This window comes from Psychrobacter sp. W2-37-MNA-CIBAN-0211, from assembly GCF_040309405.1.
Lineage (GTDB): Bacteria > Pseudomonadota > Gammaproteobacteria > Pseudomonadales > Moraxellaceae > Psychrobacter > Psychrobacter glaciei.
This window is the reverse complement of sequence record NZ_JBEOOU010000001.1, coordinates 498,555-517,464: the sequence shown is the minus strand read 5'-3', so window position 1 is coordinate 517,464 and position 18,910 is coordinate 498,555. Positions and strand designations below refer to the sequence as shown.

At 43.3% G+C, this 18,910-nt stretch carries 16 protein-coding genes; 11 read left to right on the top strand and 5 right to left on the bottom strand.

The features are described 5' to 3' along the window. The first annotated feature begins 66 nt into the window (after positions 1–66). Together AAEY72_RS02180 and dusB are read left to right on the top strand one after the other, a co-directional pair. Positions 67–2,112 (top strand): BCCT family transporter, encoded by a 2,046-nt coding sequence (locus AAEY72_RS02180; RefSeq protein WP_189581574.1) that lies wholly within the window; start codon positions 67–69, stop codon positions 2,110–2,112. Positions 2,113–2,246: 134 nt separating this feature from the next. Then, positions 2,247–3,284: a tRNA dihydrouridine synthase DusB gene (gene dusB, locus AAEY72_RS02175; RefSeq protein WP_352309280.1), complete on the top strand. Its 1,038-nt coding sequence runs from the start codon at positions 2,247–2,249 to the stop codon at positions 3,282–3,284. A 32-nt stretch (positions 3,285–3,316) separates the two neighbouring features. Here the strand turns inward: dusB and AAEY72_RS02170 are convergent, their stop codons facing one another. Further along, the gene (locus tag AAEY72_RS02170) at positions 3,317–3,706 is read right to left on the bottom strand and encodes a DUF1622 domain-containing protein (protein WP_352309279.1); all 390 of its coding nucleotides are present in this window, start codon (positions 3,704–3,706) and stop codon (positions 3,317–3,319) included. Positions 3,707–4,200: 494 nt separating this feature from the next. On the opposite strand from AAEY72_RS02170, the gene AAEY72_RS02165 reads away from it, so the two are divergent. The 5 genes from AAEY72_RS02165 (at position 4,201) to AAEY72_RS02145 (ending at position 9,600) form a co-directional block, all read left to right on the top strand. Further along, entirely contained in the window at positions 4,201–5,088 is an 888-nt protein-coding gene (locus AAEY72_RS02165) for an SDR family NAD(P)-dependent oxidoreductase (protein WP_352309278.1), read from the top strand. A gap of 495 nt (positions 5,089–5,583) precedes the next feature. Continuing rightward, positions 5,584–6,636, top strand: a complete 1,053-nt coding sequence (locus AAEY72_RS02160) for a DUF1852 domain-containing protein (RefSeq protein ID WP_352309277.1) — start codon at positions 5,584–5,586, stop codon at positions 6,634–6,636. Between the two features lie 228 nt (positions 6,637–6,864). After that, positions 6,865–7,893, top strand: coding sequence for a methionine synthase (locus AAEY72_RS02155; protein ID WP_352309276.1), 1,029 nt, complete (start codon positions 6,865–6,867; stop codon positions 7,891–7,893). Between the two features lie 153 nt (positions 7,894–8,046). Continuing rightward, entirely contained in the window at positions 8,047–8,550 is a 504-nt protein-coding gene (locus AAEY72_RS02150) for a flavin reductase (protein WP_352309378.1), read from the top strand. 234 nt (positions 8,551–8,784) lie between these two features. Next, positions 8,785–9,600, top strand: a complete 816-nt coding sequence (locus AAEY72_RS02145; RefSeq protein ID WP_352309275.1) for a sulfite exporter TauE/SafE family protein — start codon at positions 8,785–8,787, stop codon at positions 9,598–9,600. An 87-nt stretch (positions 9,601–9,687) separates the two neighbouring features. Here AAEY72_RS02145 and AAEY72_RS02140 read toward each other — a convergent pair whose 3' ends face one another. The 3 genes from AAEY72_RS02140 to lipB all read right to left on the bottom strand — a co-directional run bounded on the left by AAEY72_RS02140 (position 9,688) and on the right by lipB (position 11,928). Further along, on the bottom strand, positions 9,688–10,152 hold the full coding sequence (locus AAEY72_RS02140; RefSeq protein ID WP_189581596.1) for a hypothetical protein: 465 nt from the start codon (positions 10,150–10,152) through the stop codon (positions 9,688–9,690). 162 nt (positions 10,153–10,314) lie between these two features. After that, positions 10,315–10,845, bottom strand: a complete 531-nt coding sequence (locus tag AAEY72_RS02135) for an inorganic diphosphatase (RefSeq protein WP_110923013.1) — start codon at positions 10,843–10,845, stop codon at positions 10,315–10,317. Positions 10,846–11,052: 207 nt separating this feature from the next. Continuing rightward, positions 11,053–11,928, bottom strand: coding sequence for a lipoyl(octanoyl) transferase LipB (gene lipB / locus AAEY72_RS02130; protein WP_352309274.1), 876 nt, complete (start codon positions 11,926–11,928; stop codon positions 11,053–11,055). Positions 11,929–12,401: 473 nt separating this feature from the next. On the opposite strand from lipB, the gene AAEY72_RS02125 reads away from it, so the two are divergent. The 4 genes from AAEY72_RS02125 (at position 12,402) to pncB (ending at position 18,618) form a co-directional block, all read left to right on the top strand. Next, a complete protein-coding gene (locus tag AAEY72_RS02125) occupies positions 12,402–13,865 on the top strand; it encodes a coniferyl aldehyde dehydrogenase (protein ID WP_352309273.1) in 1,464 nt (487 codons plus the stop codon). Positions 13,866–14,213: 348 nt separating this feature from the next. Next, positions 14,214–16,166 carry a glycine betaine ABC transporter substrate-binding protein gene (locus AAEY72_RS02120; RefSeq protein ID WP_352309272.1) on the top strand — a complete coding sequence of 651 codons (1,953 nt, stop codon included), beginning with the start codon at positions 14,214–14,216 and terminating at the stop codon, positions 16,164–16,166. An 18-nt stretch (positions 16,167–16,184) separates the two neighbouring features. Further along, entirely contained in the window at positions 16,185–17,123 is a 939-nt protein-coding gene (locus AAEY72_RS02115; RefSeq protein ID WP_352309271.1) for an ATP-binding cassette domain-containing protein, read from the top strand. A 277-nt stretch (positions 17,124–17,400) separates the two neighbouring features. Continuing rightward, positions 17,401–18,618: a nicotinate phosphoribosyltransferase gene (gene pncB / locus AAEY72_RS02110; RefSeq protein ID WP_352309270.1), complete on the top strand. Its 1,218-nt coding sequence runs from the start codon at positions 17,401–17,403 to the stop codon at positions 18,616–18,618. A gap of 7 nt (positions 18,619–18,625) precedes the next feature. Here the strand turns inward: pncB and xseB are convergent, their stop codons facing one another. Then, a complete protein-coding gene (gene xseB / locus AAEY72_RS02105) occupies positions 18,626–18,871 on the bottom strand; it encodes an exodeoxyribonuclease VII small subunit (protein ID WP_352309269.1) in 246 nt (81 codons plus the stop codon). Positions 18,872–18,910: the final 39 nt, after the last annotated feature.

The following is an 18,910-nucleotide window of genomic DNA, read 5'->3' as shown; positions in this document are numbered from 1 at the left end:
CATATTGCTTCTACGAATAACCTTTTCATAAAATAAAGCTGTATTAATTTGAGGATATCACTTTTTATGAGTAAATTACCTCGCTCTACTATCTTACTGCCAGTGTTTGTACCGGCTGCTGTCATCATGATTTTATTGGTGGTTGGCACTGCTGCAAATCCTGAAGCGGCGGGCGCACTATTTAGTACTGTTTTGACATTCACCACCAATACCTTTGGTTGGTTTTATATGTTGGCAGTCGCGCTGTTTTTAATGTTTATTATCGCACTGGCATTTTCATCTTATGGCACTATCAAGCTTGGGCCTGATCATGCTGAGGCTGAATATAAATTCCTTGAATGGTTTGCCATGCTGTTTTCGGCAGGTTACGGCATTGCCTTATTGTTCTTTGGTGTGGCCGAGCCAGTCATGCATTTTGCCAGCCCGCCATTGTCTGATCCGCAGACCATTGAGGCGGCAAAAGAAGCGATGCAGATTGCTTATTTTCACTGGGGTTTTCATATTTGGGCTATTTACGGAGTGGTAGGGCTATCGCTGGCGTATTTCTCTTTTCGTCATGGTTTACCGTTGTCGATGCGCTCCACGTTATATCCTTTAATTGGCGACAAGATTTACGGTCCTATTGGTCATACTGTCGATGTGTTTGCAATTGTAGGTACGTTGTTTGGTATCGCCACCAGCTTAGGGTTGTCAGTATCGCAAATTAACGCTGGCCTCAACTATCTGTTACCGGATCTCATTCCAGTTAATACTACCGTACAGGTCATTGCTATTGCATTGATTACCGCTGCTGCACTGGTCTCAGTGCTGGCAGGTATGGATAAAGGCGTCAAGCGGCTGTCTATATTGAATATGGTACTGGCGACTGCGCTGATGATTTTTGTGTTTGTCGTAGGGCCAACGGTCTTTATTCTAAATGCCTTTATGGAAAATACGGGCAGCTATTTGGGTAATATTGTCGAGCGTACTTTTAGCTTGCAAGCGTATGAAAACAGCGATTGGATCGGTAGTTGGACGTTGTTTATTTTTGCTTGGACAATCGCATGGGCACCTTTTGTTGGTTTGTTTATTGCCAAAATTAGCCGTGGTCGTACCATTCGTGAGTTTGTACTTGGTGTCATGCTAGTGCCAACGTTCTTCACTTTCTTTTGGTTTGCCGTATTTGGTGATACCGCATTGCACATGATTATGGTAGATGGTTATACCTCGTTAATTACTGAGGTACAAAACAACCAAGCGATTGCCTTGTTTAAACTGCTAGAAAACCTGCCTTTCACTGAGTTTGTGTCTTCATTAACCATACTATTAATCATTACCTTTTTTGTGACGTCGTCAGATTCAGGTTCATTGGTGATTGATTCATTAGCAGCAGGTGGTCGAAGTGATACGCCATGGTGGCAGCGTACGTTTTGGGTAGTGACCGAAGGGGCGGTGGCAGCTGCGTTATTGCTTGCCGGTGGCCTAACAGCACTCCAAACGGCTTCTATCGTTAGTGCCTTACCTTTCGCGATTATTATATTGATATCGATGTTTGGCATGTGGCGTGCGCTACGTATCGAAGGACATCGTAACCAGAGCTTGGGTAATGACAGCAAACTACCGCCGCACCTGCTTAAGCCATCAGCATGGCGCGATCGTATCGATTACATCACTGATCAACCAACCCGTGATAAGGTTTTAAACTATATCAAAGAGGTGATTATGCCCTCAATGGTAGAGGTGTCAGCCAAATTTGCAGAGACAGGCTGGACGACTGATGTCAATTATGATGCGGTCAATAATCGTGCCGTGCTTGAGCTGCATCGCGGTGATGATGTCGAGTTTTGGTATGAAGTGCGCCTATCTGAACATGATGCGCCGGATTACCATACTGAAAGTACAGCAGGTGAGTTGCCACAAGAACATCATCATCGTGCTGAGGTTTATCTGCGCCGTGGTGGTCAGACCTATGATTTGTATGGCTATGAGACAGAGTCCGTCATCAACGATATCATTGATCAGTTTGAGAAATATTTGCACTTCCTAAATGTGTCACCGGACAGTTTGCCGTGGCGTATGCAAGAGCACGATGATGACATTACGTTGGAGCAGGGCAGCGTGTTTGATAAATAGTTGGTTTGGCGCTTAAAAACTGATGTTTATGGGTGCAAGTTATTCGAGTGAATCGCTTGCAATATGCGTATGAACCCTTAGAATAACGGCTTGATTTCATTGACCTGTTTTTATTAATAAGTAAGCCGTTATTTATGTCTATAGATATTTCAGTCTCTGAGACTCCGCAAACGCAGATTGTAAGCGATCATCCCTTATTGCAGCCGCTGAATATCGGCGGCTTGACGATTGAAAACCGTCTGATAGTTGCACCAATGGCAGGAGTCACAGACAACCCGTTTCGCCGTTTGTGTAAGTCATTTGGCGCAGGTCATGCCGTCAGTGAGATGATTATCGCTGATACCGCGCTTTATGCACGCAAAAAATCGCTATACCGTGCCAATTTCGATAATGAGATCGCACCTATCTCTGCACAGATAGCGGGGGCGGAGCCAAACAAACTGGCGGAAGCGGCTCGCTATCAGATCGATAATGGCGCACAAATCATCGATATTAATATGGGCTGTCCCGCCAAAAAAGTCTGTCGCAAGCTGGCCGGTTCTGCCTTGCTTCAAGACGAAGATTTGGTGGCACGTTTGCTGGATGCTGCGGTAAATGCTGTCGATGCGCCCGTCACCTTAAAAACACGATTGGGCTATGAAAATGGGCGTGAAAACATTTTGCGCGTTGCAAAGCGAGCAGAGCAAGCAGGCATTGCCGCCATTGCCATTCATGGGCGTACGCGTGAGGATATGTATACGGGTGAAGCGCGTTATGAGCTGATACGGGAAGTCAAAGAAAGCATTAGCATTCCGGTCATTGCCAATGGTGATATCGATAGTGCGCAAAAAGCGCAGCGTGTTTATGACTTGACGGGTTGTGATGCCGTAATGATTGGACGAGCGGCACAAGGTCAGCCGTGGATATTTCGCGATATTGAGCATTTTTTGCGTACTGGTGAGCGTCTTGATGCACCAAATGTTGGCGAAATCAAAGAAATTGTACTGGCGCATTTACAAGAGCTATATGACTTTTATGGTGAATACTCCGGCTGCCGAATCGCCCGTAAGCACATTGCTTGGTATACGACGGGCATTCCAAACTCTAATGCTTTTCGTCAAGCAATGTATGGCGAAGAGAGCACCGTTGGGCAGTTTCGTGTGGTCGAGGCTTTTTTACAGGCTCATGAGTAAGGTATAAATAGCTATTGGCTATGAATCACTGATTACAACTCATCAGCATGCTCAGTCTTTGATGTCTTTTCAGGCACAGACTTGGGGTGTTGCCAAGGAAAGCGACCTTCTAGCTCGACTTGTAAAGATAAGCTTAAAAAAGTTCGAATGAGCACAATAAACCCCAGTACCAAAACACTACGCAGCGTAGGCTCTGTAACGACTGTAGCCATAATGTCAGCAGCAATGAGCACTTCAAGCCCTAACAAAATGGACTTGCCAACCGTCTGTCTAATCTCGACATAGGTGCCATGGGTGAAACGACCTGTTGAACGAACGCCTCTATAAAAAGCATAAAGCAGCCCAAAGAACATAATAAGGACACCAATGACTTCAACGATTTTGGCAATGAAATCAATATAATGAGCCAGTATTTCTACCAAGGTGTGTTCTCCTTATGATGCGTAAATTGCAAAAACAATTATAGCCAAAAAGCTGGGAAAAATGGGATGTTAAATTTGCAGCCCTTTTACTGGGGAGTGTACTCAATCTAAACGAAAACGCCTAAATGGGTTAAAAATAGCTAAACATAGTCAAAGTATCCTAAAAACACGTCGGTATTGCTGATATCAATTTTTTGTAGCCTCTGTCTGCGCAGGCACAGCAAGCAAAATTGATGTCAGCAGTACGTGATGTATCGATATTAATTTTCACTGACTATAGCTGATGGATATCTCGATATTATCTACGCTAATTTCCTTGTTTGGCTGCCATTTATCTCATTTTTATCACCATTTTCAAAATGAGGACAAGCTTTAGTAATTCGCAAAATTATTTTTATCAAATTTTACTGGTACTTTTTCGAGTAATTACAATGTAATTTTGGTATTCTAGAGCTGCACACTATTGGGAATATAATAAACAAAAAGGATTTTTTATGGCTACTCCCTCAAAAAAGGCAATTAGCAAAGCGGTTAAAGACAAATATATCATCATTACTGGTGCTTCAAGCGGTATCGGTGAACGTACAGCCTTTTTGCTTAGTGAATGCGGCGCTCATGTCATTTTATTAGCACGTACCGAAGAGAAGTTAAAAATAGTAAAAGAAAATATTGAGGAACTTGGCGGTAAGGCCAGTTATTATCCTTGTGACTTGACCAATATGGATGAGATTGAAAAAGTCAGCGAGCAAATTTTGGCTGATTTTGGTCATGTTGATGTATTGGTCAATAACGCTGGTCGTTCAATTCGACGTTCGGTGCACGAATCTATTGATCGTTTCCATGATTTTGAGCGTACCATGGATATCAATTACTTTGGCGCTGTCAAAATAGTTCTCGGATTTTTGCCGACGATGATTGAACGCCAAGCCGGTCAAATTGTTAATATCTCATCTATTGGCGTACTCGCAAACAGTCCGCGTTTTGCCGCCTATGTCGCCTCAAAATCGGCACTGGATGCCTTTAGTCGCTGCTTGGCTGCTGAAGTGAAAGGCGATAATGTCACGATTACCAATATCTTTATGCCATTGGTACGCACACCGATGATTGAGCCAACCAAGCTATATCGTTACATGCCTGCGCTGATGCCGGATGAAGCGGCGATGATGGTCGCAAAAGCGATTGTTCATAAACCAAATAGTATTGCCAGCAACATGGGTAAATTTGCGTCGGCGACTTATTCGTTAGCACCAGCAATCAACGTTGGTATTCAATCGATGGGTTATCGTATTTTCCCAAGTACCCGTGCAGGACTGACTACCGATAAAAAACCAAACCTTGCTCAGCGTGCCTTTGCCAGAATTCTTCCTGGTGAGCATCACTAGAATAGAACTTTTATTAGCTCTGAATAATATGAAAAGGATACTGCGGTATCCTTTTTTAATGTCTTGAAAATAATAGTAGACAAAGTAGGGGTATTTTTTAGCATCTCTATGTTGATGCTTCCTACTATTAAGATGAGATAAAATCATTATTTGTCGCCACATGCTTTTTATTACAGCTTATGGAGCTTTAAATTCAGTATATTTATTTCTTTACTCTAGTCAATTTAAATCGCTTCTACACATACATCAAGTCACGTTTTAGACACTCGTAGTTGATATATTTAAATGATTTGATAGGCTTAATTTTTTACTGATTAAGCCATCAAAACCTCCGCTATCCAAATTTATTTCATGCTTCTAGAATTATTAACATGAATTTTATTCATGTTATATTTAAATAGTATCGTTTTTATTCATGTAATGTTTTAGGTATGATTCACCCCATACAGAAATTCATTTTTATCTTAGTTAATGAGATTAGGGTAGGGGATTACCATGAATAAACAATTTACATATTCCATCTCAAGCATTCGTTTTGATGAAAACTATCAACCTGCAGACAGCACCCGTCTGACGACGAATTTTGCAAATTTGGCACGTGGCGAGAGTCGTCAAGAGAATTTGCGCAAGACTTTAACCATGATAAACAATCGTTTTAACGATCTAGCACATTGGGATAATCCGACCGCCGACCGCTATTCTGTTGAAGTTGATATCATTTCTGCCGACTTGGATATCGAAGGCAATGGTCATACCTTCCCAGTCATTGAGACCTTAAAAACAACGATTGTGGATCATAAGGAAAACAAGCGTATTGACGGTATGATTGGCAATAGCTTCTCCTCTTATGTGCGCGATTATGACTTTAGTATTGTGTTACCAGAACACTTTGTAAACCATCCAAAATCCGCGCCGCCAGAAGAGTTTGGCGATTTACATGGCAAACTGTTTCAACATTTATTGAACTCAGAGGCCTACCAAGCCAACTTTGATAAACAACCAGTGATTTGTCTGAGTGTGTCAAGCAGTAAAACCTATCAGCGTACTGGCAATCAGCATCCTGTATTGGGGGCTGAATACAGACAAGATGGCGGCTCTCTGAACAAGGGGTCATTAACTGATGAGTACTTTTCCAAAATGGGCTTAGCAGTGCGCTATTTTATGCCTGCTGGTAGTGTGGCGCCTTTAGCATTTTATTTCGCGGGTGACTTGTTGGGTGATTACACTGACCTTGAGCTAATCAGTGCCATCAGTACCATGGAGACTTTTCAAAAGATTTATCGACCTGAAATTTACAATGCCAACTCGACCGCTGCTCAAGTGTATCAACCAAGCTTAAAGTACCAAGATTACTCACTGACGCAAATTGTCTATGACCGCGAAGAGCGCAGTCAGATGGCAGTGACGCAAGGTAAGTTTACGGAAGATGAATTCATCACACCGTATCAAGCTATCCTTGATGAGTGGGCGGCAAACTATGTGGTGACAAACGAGACTTTTCAAAAAGAAGCGGTGCAAAAACGCGCTGATGATAAACAAGCTGCCTAGGGCGTGTCCTCAATTCAACCGATAGCGATCTAAATGGGCTAAAAGTGGTTAAATCTTGCCAAACATCGTCAACTAGCTAGGTAATATCTCGATATTATCTGCGCTATTTTCCTTGTTTGGCTGCCATTTACCTCACTTTTATCCTCATTTTTAAAATGAGGACACGCCCTAGCATAACCTCACTGGACACCAAAATAAAAAAATAAACATTATAGAAGATTAAAAATTATGAAACTATTATTACCGACATCGACAGCGGGTAGCTTACCAAAACCGTCTTGGCTCGCAGAACCTGAAAAAATTTGGTCACCTTGGGCATTAGAAGGGGAGCAACTGCTTGAAGCCAAACAAGATGCCTTACGTTTGACATTGCAAGAACAGCAGCATGCTGGGATTGATATCTTCAGTGATGGCGAGCAGACCCGTCAGCATTTTGTGACTACTTTTATTGAGCATTTGGATGGCGTCGATTTTGAGAATCGTAAAACCGTTAAGATTCGTGATCGTTATGAGGCCAGTGTGCCGTCAGTCGTTGGGGCGGTGAGCCGTCAAAAGCCAGTGTTTGTAGACGACGCTAAGTTTTTACGGGCGCAAACCGATCAGCCAATCAAATGGGCGCTGCCAGGGCCTATGACGATGATTGATACACTGTATGATGGTCATTATAAAAGCCGTGAAAAATTGGCTTGGGAATTTGCCAAAATTCTGAATCAAGAGGCGAGAGAGCTTGAGGCGGCTGGCGTGGATATTATCCAGTTTGATGAGCCTGCGTTTAATGTGTTCTTTGATGACGTCAATGACTGGGGTATCGCCACGTTAGAGCGCGCTATCGAAGGTCTAAAGTGCGAAACAGCGGTGCATATTTGCTACGGCTATGGTATCAAAGCCAATAATGATTGGAAAAAGACACTGGGTTCAGAGTGGCGTCAATATGAGCAAGCGTTTCCAAAATTGCAGCAGTCAAGCATTGATATCGTCTCGCTTGAGTGCCAAAACTCGCACGTGCCGATGGATTTGATTGAATTGATTCGCGGTAAAAAAGTAATGGTCGGTGCTATCGATGTGGCAACCAATACTATTGAAACCCCTGAAGAAGTGGCAGATACCCTACGCAAAGTTCTACAATTCGTCGATGCAGACAAGCTCTATCCTTCGACCAACTGCGGCATGGCACCTTTGCCTCGCCAAGTAGCGCAAGGCAAGTTAAAAGCGTTGAGTGAGGGCGCGGCAATCATTCGTCAAGAGCTGAGCGCTTAGTTACTGGCTCGCACTTATCAATAGGTGGGATAGGTCTAATCAAGTTTGTTTATTCGGTTTGATTGAAATACTGTGGGTAGGCCATCAAGTAGTCTTAATGCCATTTAGAAATAAGTCATAGCCAAATTTAGGAGTTCAGCGATGAGTAAAGATATGATTGAAGCCACCGACTTTAGAGATGCCATGTCGCTATTGACGACTGCCGTTAATGTGGTTACCACAAAAGGTAGCTCTGGTATTCATGGGTTTACGGCATCTGCGGTATGTAGCGTCACAGACACACCGCCTACCTTGTTGGTTTGTATGAATCAGACCTCTCGCTCACATGCCCACTTCCTTGAAAACAAAACGTTGAGTGTCAATGTATTAGGCGCACATCATGAGCCAATATCTAATGCCTTTGCCTCCAAATTAAGTTCGGAAGAACGATTTAAACAGGGCGTTTGGACGCAATTAGCGACAGGTGCGCCTGTTTTAGAGGATGCGCTGGTCAGTTTTGATTGTGAAATTCAAGATATTCAAGAAGTCGGCACGCATAGCGTGTTTATGTGTCGTGTGGTTGCCATCAAGCAAGCCGTATCACAAGGTGGCACTGATGAAAGTTTGGTGTATTTTAATCGTGCCTATCATCAAGTGGGTCAAATAGAAATTGCTTAAGCTGACTTTCTGACATTGATTATTTAATGGTCATCTAACTATAGTCAGCTCAATATAAAAGTCAGCTCAATATAAAGAAAATACAGTAAAACTGTAATGAATTTTTTGTAGCCTCTGTCGGCGTAGGCACAGCAAGCTAGAAAAATTTGTATCAGTTTTACGTTGTCAGATAACGTATCCATTCTATTTAGCATCGACTATAAAACTATCCTTTAACCGAGAAGTAACTATCCCGTGGAAATACTCATTTTTTTAATAATTGGTGCGCTAGCAGGATTTGCTGCAGGGCTATTTGGCGTGGGCGGTGGCACCATCATCGTACCACTATTATTTATCGTCTTTACCCAAATGGGCTACAGTCCTGACAATATCATGCATTTGGCGTTAGGGACATCATTAGCGACCATTATTGTCACCTCTATTAGCTCGCTCATGGCGCATAATAAAAAGGGCGCGGTCATGTGGCCGGTCTTTAAAAATCTCGCACCAGGTCTAGCGATTGGTTGCTTTTTGGGTGCGGGGATTGCAGGGCAAATATCTGGGCTATATCTCCAGCTTATTGTTGGCGTATTTTTGCTTTGGGTCGCCTATAAGATGTTTTTTGGTGGTAAAAAGCAGGTCGCTAGTCATTCTAATGATGTTAATCCAGAACTGCCGTCTAAGCCTAAGCAATTAGCAGCAGGCGGAGTTATCGGTGTCGCTTCTGCCATTTTTGGTATCGGCGGTGGCAGCTTAACCGTCCCTTATCTCACGCGTTATGGCGTGGTCATGCAAAAAGCCGTCGGCACCTCAGCAGCGTGTGGTTTACCGATTGCCATTGCTGGTGCGTTAGGCTTTATGATTTTTGGCATGCAGCAGCAAGTTGATGTGCCTAACACTATTGGCTTTGTCCATATTTATGCCTTTTTAGGCATTAGTATCATGAGCTTTTTTACCGCAAAAGTAGGCGCGAAAGTCGCGCATATACTATCACCGCAACTATTAAAGAAATGCTTTGCCATTTTATTAACCGTGGTAGGGTTTTATTTCCTTTATAAAGGCTTGCTCTAAGTGCCGCTTATAAAGAAAAATAGTTAAGCAGCTGCCATGCATTAATACAAAATTCTATGGAAGGTATGACAATCCAATATTTTTTATTTAGCCAAATACTTGCCACAATATCCAGAACAATCCTGTCATGATGAAGATAATGATTAACAACCGCTTTGCCCAATACGGTAAAAGCGGTTTTTTATAGCCCAAATCATTCAACTGGCTGTCGACACCTCGCTGTAGGCTTTTGAATCCTTGATCTGTTTGAGTGGTTTTCACACGGTTTTTTATTAAACGATCTGGTTCTTCCTCTGCTTGCTCTCTATCAAAACTGATCGCCTGATTAGGAATACCTTGCTTATTGGCAATAGTATTTAATTTCTGCTGTTGTTTTACCTTTAATGCCGTCTCATAAGCATCGATTCTACTCTTTGCTTCATCCATACTGATGTTTTCATCGGCTGCCAATGTTTTGATCGCCATCACCAAATTGTTTTTTTCAATCATCATGATGATCGCTTTTGGCAACTTTGTATTGACTGGTTTTGCGCTAGGATCAGGATTAAACATGATTGTCCTTATTACAACATGAGAGTGTGAATAGGTCGTACGGTGGTTCATTATAACCATTTTCTATCAGCAAGATTCAAGCAAAAAAATACCGCAATCATAATAATGACTGCGGTATTTTAATAGTTATCTTTATCAGCACTTCTGCCAATCTTCGATAAATTATAGATCTTTCCAGCGTTGAATAGACTTTTTGATCACTTCTTTAGCTTCTGCAACATCATCCCAAGATTCAACCACTGTGCTACCTGGTTTTTTCAGGTCTTTGTAATGGCTGAAGTGGTACTCTAACTGGTTGATTAGCTGCTTTGGTAGATCCGCTAGGCTGTTGTAAGCATTGCCTGTGTCACGGTCATCAGCAGGTACGACAACGATTTTGTCATCCACTTCGCCATCATCAACAAACTTCATGACGCCGATTACTTTGGCTTTTAAGAAAATACCTGTTGGTAATGGCTGCTCAGTAAGCAATAACACATCTAGCTCATCGCCATCTTCGTCTAGCGTTTGCGGGATAAAGCCATAGTTACAAGGTTTAGCAAAAATCTGTGGATCAATACGATCAAGCTCAAATACGGCCAATTCGCGATTCCACTCAATTTTATGGCTGCTACCAGCAGGGATTTCTACTACTACGTTGATAATGCCGCCATCTACGTCGCCGGCGTCCAAAATTTTGTTAAAATCTGCCATAAAATGCTCCAATTTTCTTTTGTTTTAAGTGTTTGAATAATCAATGATAGTCAAAGGATTGAGCTGGACAAGCAGTAAGATTATTACTGTGCCCGATTTGTGCTGCATGCAATTATAGCAAGTTTGGTCTGAATTTTCTCATAATGCTTAAGTCTAAGCGGGCAAGATATTATGCAAAAAAAGATTATGCAAAATGGCCTCAGAAAATCACTTGGGTGCAATTGCTCGTAGCTCAATCAGTCCAGCATGACGTTTGGCAATATTATCAATAAGCTTTTGGGTCACTTGCTCATAGCTCAAAGAATTATGCATGTGCTGAGCTGTTTGCGCCTCTGGCTCTTTTTGTATGGTCAAAAAATCAGCCAAGCGTAGCATTTGCATGCCAGCGTAGCCGCAAGGATTGATGGCGTTAAAAGCCGATAAATCACAATTGATATTGAGTGCAATGCCATGATAGCTAAAACCATGCTTAATCTTAAAACCCAATGAGGCTATCTTGCCAAGCATGATTTTGTCATCCAAAGAAGTATTTTGGACTTGCGCATCATTGTCAGTATCAGTATCAGTATCAGTATCAGTATCAGTATCAGTATCAGTATCTGCATATAAATAAACACCGGGCGCATCACGGCGAGCGTGGGCGCTGATATTATCGCTGATAGATGACGATGAGTTCTGTAGACAGTCATTTACCACGTCCTCAATCGCTTGCTCTGCATGCGATACAAGATTGCGTACACTCCAGCCTATACTGTCCAGATCAAATAGCCAGTATACCACCAGCTGTCCATGACCATGCCAGGTCACCTGTCCACCGCGATCCGTCTTGATAATCGGGGTGTCAGTTCGTTGCAGGATATGCTCTTCTTTACCTGCTTGCCCAAGCGTGTAAACGTCATTATGATCGACAATCCATAGCTCATCAGGCGTGCGTAAGCCTTGCTCTTTTTTGAGTGCGATACGCTCCAAGGTACGCGCTAGCATAGCATCATGGGTAGAGACATAATCGGCGGCCGACAGCGATTTTGTAAGAAGGGTGTCGTGAGGAGAGGTATTGTGAGTCTGCTGCGTGACATTTTGCATAAGCGTGACTGTCTTATTGTTGTCTGGTGTAAAGTATTGGCGAATTTTGACTGGTGGCGAAAGTTCAACACGCCCCAATGCTGAGTGTAGCAGTTTTTGTGATTGCCGCCCAAATTTTAATAGATACCTACAATTTTAATCGATACCTACCATAAAGCCTAAATATTAAAGAGACTATAATTAAAGAGAATATAATTAAAGAGACTATAAAAGGCGATATATCCTTTAAATGATGATTCAGTGCAGCTATTGTCCCTGTGACCGACACGTATTTTATACAAACCCAGCAGTCAATCAAAGACACTGTTCATTGCTTAGTCAATGCGCTACATTAAACAGCAACGAATGGAATCTTGTTAGTTCTTATAATGATATGCGCGCGTGCGGCTATTTCCGCTAGCGCTTAAAGACAAATATAGAGTTATCAATCAAATACAGCGTACTGACTCTAACGCTTATGACAAGGAAGATATATGACAGACAATAATCAGAACACCACTAATCAGGCGCATACCAGTACCGATAAAGCGCTTAGTATTATGACTACTATCGATGAGATGCAAGCGCAGTTCTCTAGATTGCAAGCATTGAGCCGTGCTCAACCAATAAATGATTGGGCGACGCGGGAGACTCAATTAGACAACTTAGAGATGATGCTTAGCGATAACCAACATAACCTTGCTCAAGCGATTAGCGCAGATTTTGGCTATCGCAGCGAGTCTGAAACCCAATTTGCGGAGCTTGTTCCCAGTTTTACGGGTATCAGCCATGCCAAAAAGCATGGCAAAAAATGGATGAAAACACGTCGCGCTTCTATTTCAGCATTATACATGCCAGCTCATAACGAGATTCAGCCGCAGCCGTTAGGTGTGGTTGGTATCATGGTGCCATGGAACTATCCATTGTTCTTAGCCGTCGGGCCAATCATCGATGCGCTCACAGCAGGCAATCGAATCATGGTTAAGATGAGTGAGTCAGCACCGCAGTTCGCGCAAGTGTTTGCAGATCTCATCGCTCATTACTTTTCGCCAGATATGGTTTGTGTTGTACTGGGTGAAGTAGAGATCGCTGCCGCTTTCAGTAAGCTGCCTTTCGATCATCTATTGTATACTGGTTCTACTGAAGTAGGCAAAAAGGTCATGGCTGCTGCTGCGCCTAATTTGACCCCGGTCACGTTGGAGCTTGGTGGTAAGTCACCCGTTATCGTATTGGACGGTGCCAATCTAGAAGCGGCTGTCAATCGCGTGATGATGGGTAAAACGCTGAATGCCGGTCAAACTTGTATTGCCCCTGACTATGTCCTAATCCAGCGCAAAGATCACGAAGCGTTCATTGGCTTAGCAAAAGAGTGGATGCAAAATCATTATCCGAACATCAGCGAGAACCCAGATTACTCGCGTATTATCAATGGTGAGCAGTTTAAGCGTATCAAAGGTTATCTAGATGGCGTCTCTAGCGAAAACATTCATAAGATAACTGACGCAGACTATGATATCGAAACGCGGTTGATGCCACCAGTTATTATCAGTGAGCCTGCACCCGATAGTGATGTGATGCAAAACGAGCTGTTTGCACCGATTCTGCCGTTAATGCACTATGATACGCTCGATGATGCGATCGATTTCGTCAATGCTCGTCCGCGTCCATTAGCGCTTTATGTGTTTGGGGAGCGTAACAGCGACATAGAAAAAGTTCGTGACAACACGGTATCAGGCGGCTTGGCTATTAATGAAGTTATCTTGCATGTGGTGCAGCACGACTTACCATTTGGTGGGGTTGGGCACTCAGGGACAGGCGCGTACCATGGCAAAGCTGGCTTTGAGCGTTTAAGTCACATGAAACCGGTCTTTGTCCAAAACAAGCTCAACGGTATGAATTTACTATTGCCACCATATGGTGGGTTATTTAACAAAGCCATGGCATTTATGATGAAGTAAGTGTGATGAGATTACCTGTTTAATAACGATAGCATCTACGCAAGTAGGTGCTATTTTTTTTGTCCAAAATTTTTTTTTGATGATTATAGTATTTATTTTTGCTGGCTTTATAATATTTTTTATACATAAAAGAAAAGCTGAACCTAGCCAATAGTTATTTATAATTATTCTTATATGTTGCTACATTTCTTAATATTACTAGACGTTAGTTATGGTAAGTTTATATTTCTAATGAGAAATAAAGATTGATTCTACATTCGCTATCAGCCAAGTGCTTCATAACTTGATATTGATACCTAACTTTGACATCGAAATAACTCATTTTAATAACGACATATAGGACATCCCATGCGCCAATGGATTGCGTTAAGTTTACTGTGTATGAGCGTATTGTTACTACCGGTCTCAGCGTCAGCCGCTTGCGCATCACCGATCAAATTTGGCGCGCTTACTTGGGAGAGTGGTCAGTTTACGACTGGGATACTCAAATATATTGCTGAGAGTGGTTACGACTGCACGATCGAAGAAGTACCTGGGGCAGGACCTGCACTCGAGACCGCATTGTCGCAAAACGATATCCAAATCATCGGCGAACAATGGATTGGGCGCTCACCGATTATGGAGCAGGCCATCAATGACAACAAAGTTGCGGTCATTGGCGATACGCTGCAGGGCGGTGCTACCCAAGGTTGGTACGTGCCGCAATACGTCATGGATGACAATCCGGGACTGCGCCGTTATCAGGATTTGCCTAAGTACGCAGAGCTATTCAAAGATCCAGAAGATCCTAGTAAATCACGGTTTATGAACTGTCCGTCAGGCTGGGCGTGTGAGATTTTTAACACCCGACTGCTCAAAAATACTGGCTTAGATGCTGTTTTTAATAATGCCCATCCGGGTACGGGTGCAGCACTCGATGCTGAGATTGCCTCCGCATTTGAACAAAAAAAACCGCTACTATTTTACTATTGGCAGCCAACGGGGCTCATCGCCAAATATGACTTTGCACCGCTAGCATTCCCTGCCCATAAGGATGAGTGTTGGCAAGACTTATTGCTGGCTGATGGCACCTTGGATTGTGTCTCTGGCTTTCCTGTGTCCCCGCTTAAAATTGCTGCATCGACGCCTTTTATCGATAATAATCCTGAATTGGCAAGCGCCTTTGAAAAAGTTCAGTTCACGCCGGACCAACTAAACAGTGCGATTTTAGAGATGAGTGAAAGCAAGCGCAGTGGTGATGAACAGGCGCTTGAGTTTTTACGTGCCAATCCAAACGTTTGGCAAGCGTGGCTACCCAAAGACGTCGCTGAAAATCTTGCTGCCAATTTAGGTATTAATTTAACGAACGATGGCACAGGCAATAGCAGTGTCAATACACCATTGAATGACGCCACCTCAAGTAACGCCTTCCTAGCACTAACCTCCAGCTTTCCGTCATGGTCCCTTGAGACGCCCCTTAATAAAGCCTTAGCGACTGTGGTTAGAGATTATGGTGATGTGTTTCGGAGTATCAGTAGCGTCACTTTGACCTATTTGTTGTTGCCTATTGAGCGCCTATTAACGGTAATTCCAGCATGGTTAATTATTGGTCTGGTGACCGTATTGGCATGGTTCGGGGTGCGCAAAGTATGGTTTGCCATTGCTTGCGGGGCAGGACTTTTTTTAATCGGCGCGTTTGGACTGTGGGGCGCTTTAATCGATACTTTAGCGTTATTGATCGTCTCCGTTTTGGTAACAGTGGTTATCGGGATTCCCATCGGTATTGCTATGTCGGGTAGCCGTCTGCTGCGAAAAATTGTCACGCCGATATTGGATGTGATGCAAACCATGCCAAGCTTTGTCTATTTAATCCCCGTGCTCATGTTATTCGGTATTGGTAAAGTGCCAGCATTATTTGCCACGATTATTTATGCCTTGCCACCGCTTATTCGTTTGACGACATTGGGAATCACGCAAGTCAATCACGAAATGATCGAAGCGGGGCGCTCGTTCGGTAGCACCCACTTTCAGCTACTCATTTGGATCAAATTACCACAAGCGTTGCCCAGTATTATGGCGGGGATCAATCAGGCAGTGATGATGTCGCTTGCCATGGTCGTACTGGCGTCTATGATTGGTGCGCCGGGTCTGGGAGAAGACGTCTTGCAATCTATTCAGACGCTCAATATCGGTCAAGGACTACAGGCGGGTACGGCAATTGTCATTGTCGCGATTATCATTGACCGTATTAGCCAAGCCTTTGGTCAAGGAAAACGCGCGCGGCAAAAAACCATTGAAGCTGGCAAACGTCCTATCGGTTAAACAATAATGAGAATAGCTATGAATCATATCCAGTTAGAGAATATCAGCAAAATTTATAATGCTAATGAGTCGCAAGCACAATCAGCGTTGAAACTACTAGCAGATGGTATGGATAGTATCGCTGTCAAAAAGCAGACTGGCTATTCAGTCGGGCTTTATGATGTTAATTTGGCGATTAAAGCGGGGGAGCTGCATTGCATCATGGGACTCTCAGGCTCAGGTAAATCGACCTTGATACGTCATCTTAACCGTTTAATTGATCCGACCAGCGGCAAGATATGGGTCGACACCACTATTAACTCTAAAACCCTGTCATCAAAAGCACAAGGCATAGCAAAAGAAAAGGCATCGACTGCTGCTGCACCAGTAACCGCTAATACAGACGGGATAAACAATACCAACTCAAGCGACTCTATTAATATTCTGGAATTGGATGATAAGGCGTTACAGCAATATCGTCAGAATACCGTCAGCATGGTGTTCCAGCATTTTGGCTTGATGCCGCATATGACAGTCATACAAAATGTGGCTTATGGCTTACGTGTCCGCAAGATGAGCGTGGAAGCACGTCATGAAGTCGCGCGTCATTGGCTTAACGAGGTAGGGCTACCCAATCTAGAGCACAGCTACCCTGATGAGCTGTCAGGTGGTATGCAGCAGCGCGTAGGGCTGGCGCGAGCCTTAGCGACTGACAATCCGATTTTGCTGATGGATGAAGCGTTCTCTGCACTTGATCCACTTATCCGCGCCCAACTACAGGATCAGCTGCTTGAGCTACAAGACCGTCTCAATAAGACCATTGTCTTTATTACTCATGATATCGATGAAGCGGTCAAAGTGGGTCAGCGTATTAGTATTTTAAATGGTGGTCGCTTGGTGCAAACGGGCACGCCTAGTGAATTAAGAGACAATCCTGCCGATGACTATGTCGCTCAATTTATGCGTGCTAAAGCCTAATAATGGATTTATTCACGTTGAGGTTGCTCTGAACGTCTTTGTTATACTTATTTTTATACCAAGCTAAGCAGCAGTTTTTATAGACGTTTTTGATTATCGTATGATTTTTGCTGCTAGGGGTAGTCACGCCTGCAAAAAACAACAAATATCGTTATACTGAACGGTCTTTTAAAGGCTCATGAGCATTTATTATTAGAAGCCCCAAGATATCTTTTAGTCAGTATCGCTTAGCTATTGGGCAATATAGATTTTTTACTTTTGCGTTTAAGGTTGTAACATGACGGTCACTTCTGCACCTATTATTACCTCGTTACTTGATAACGATTTGTACAAATTTACCATGCTACAAGCCATGTTACACCAGTTCCCGCAGACCCACGGTGTCTATCGATTTCGCTGCCGCAATAATAGTGAAGCGGTTTATCCACTAGCCGATATTAAAGAGTCGTTAGAGCAGCAATTAGATATGCTGTGTGAATTGCGCTTCTTAGAAGATGAATTGGATTATCTGCGTGGATTACGTTTTATCCGTTCTGATTTTGTGGATTATTTAGAGTTGTTTAAACTTAAGCGCCGTTTTATTACCGTCAGTACAGACAGCAAAGGGCGCTTGTTGATCGATATCGAAGGGCCAATGATTCAGGCGATGTTCTTTGAAGTATTCGTGCTGGCCATTGTCAACGAGCTTTATTTCAATGCCTTATCCAACCCTAGCGTGATAGAAGAGGGGCAAAGGCGCTTGGATGACAAGGTTGCGCTGTTGCATCAGTATGCAAAGCAACAACGTACAGATAAGCCACCTTTCATCGTTGCAGACTTTGGCACACGTCGACGCTTTAGCAAAAGCTGGCAAGCGCATGTGGTAGAAACCCTGCACAAAGCTGAGCCAAAAATTGTTAGCGGCACCTCTAACGTGTATTTGGCAAAGCAGCTTGGGATGACACCAATAGGGACGATGGCGCATGAGTTTATGCAAGCTTTTCAGGCATTAGATGTACGCTTGCGTGACTCACAAAAAGCAGCACTCGAATCTTGGGTGCATGAATATCGTGGGGATTTGGGTATTGCGTTGACCGATGTCGTTGGCATGGACGCATTCCTGCGTGATTTTGATCTGTATTTTGCCAAGCTTTTCGACGGTCTGCGCCATGACAGCGGCGATCCGTATGTTTGGGGTGATAAAGCCATCGCTCATTATCAAAAGCTAAAGATAGACCCTAAGACAAAGATTCTAACCTTTAGTGATGGCTTGACGCTTGAAAAGGCATGGGAGTTGCATCAATACTTCAAAGAGCGCATCAGAACCAGCTTTGGCATTGGCACCAATCTCACCAATGACATGGGCATCACCCCGATTAATATCGTACTTAAATTGGTTGAATGTAATGGACAACCTGTTGCTAAACTGTCTGATAGCCCAGGCAAAACCATGATCAATAATGATACGTATCTTGCCTATTTGCGCCAAGTCTTCGAAGTTGATGAACCCGAATAGAAATGGCTTAGCTGTCGCTATGCTCTGTTTTATCTTCTTCGGCAAAGGCTGCATCTAACGCTTGCTGTACCGCATTGATACGCGTCTCACAAACACGGTAAGCGGCAATCGACTCTTCCACCGTTGTCATCAAATTATCGATATCAGGCTCATCTTGTTGCTGCAATTCAGCCGCATTGGTTTTTAGAATATCGTAGGCCGCCTTAAAGGTTTTCGGGGCGGCTTTTTTACGTTTGCGAGTATGGGTTACCATAAGTATTTCCTAATTTTTAAAGTAGAAGTAAGTAGATGA

Excerpts from the sequence above, each read along its gene's own strand:
- AAEY72_RS02180 (WP_189581574.1), top strand. The coding sequence starts at position 67 with ATGAGTAAATTACCTCGCTCTACTATCTTACTGCCAGTGTTTGTACCG.
- dusB (WP_352309280.1), top strand. The coding sequence starts at position 2,247 with ATGTCTATAGATATTTCAGTCTCTGAGACTCCGCAAACGCAGATTGTA.
- AAEY72_RS02165 (WP_352309278.1), top strand. The coding sequence starts at position 4,201 with ATGGCTACTCCCTCAAAAAAGGCAATTAGCAAAGCGGTTAAAGACAAA.
- AAEY72_RS02160 (WP_352309277.1), top strand. The coding sequence starts at position 5,584 with ATGAATAAACAATTTACATATTCCATCTCAAGCATTCGTTTTGATGAA.
- AAEY72_RS02155 (WP_352309276.1), top strand. The coding sequence starts at position 6,865 with ATGAAACTATTATTACCGACATCGACAGCGGGTAGCTTACCAAAACCG.
- AAEY72_RS02150 (WP_352309378.1), top strand. The coding sequence starts at position 8,047 with ATGATTGAAGCCACCGACTTTAGAGATGCCATGTCGCTATTGACGACT.
- AAEY72_RS02140 (WP_189581596.1), bottom strand. The coding sequence starts at position 10,152 with ATGTTTAATCCTGATCCTAGCGCAAAACCAGTCAATACAAAGTTGCCA.
- AAEY72_RS02135 (WP_110923013.1), bottom strand. The coding sequence starts at position 10,845 with ATGGCAGATTTTAACAAAATTTTGGACGCCGGCGACGTAGATGGCGGC.
- lipB (WP_352309274.1), bottom strand. The coding sequence starts at position 11,928 with ATGCAAAATGTCACGCAGCAGACTCACAATACCTCTCCTCACGACACC.
- AAEY72_RS02125 (WP_352309273.1), top strand. The coding sequence starts at position 12,402 with ATGACAGACAATAATCAGAACACCACTAATCAGGCGCATACCAGTACC.
- AAEY72_RS02120 (WP_352309272.1), top strand. The coding sequence starts at position 14,214 with ATGCGCCAATGGATTGCGTTAAGTTTACTGTGTATGAGCGTATTGTTA.
- AAEY72_RS02115 (WP_352309271.1), top strand. The coding sequence starts at position 16,185 with ATGAATCATATCCAGTTAGAGAATATCAGCAAAATTTATAATGCTAAT.
- pncB (WP_352309270.1), top strand. The coding sequence starts at position 17,401 with ATGACGGTCACTTCTGCACCTATTATTACCTCGTTACTTGATAACGAT.
- xseB (WP_352309269.1), bottom strand. The coding sequence starts at position 18,871 with ATGGTAACCCATACTCGCAAACGTAAAAAAGCCGCCCCGAAAACCTTT.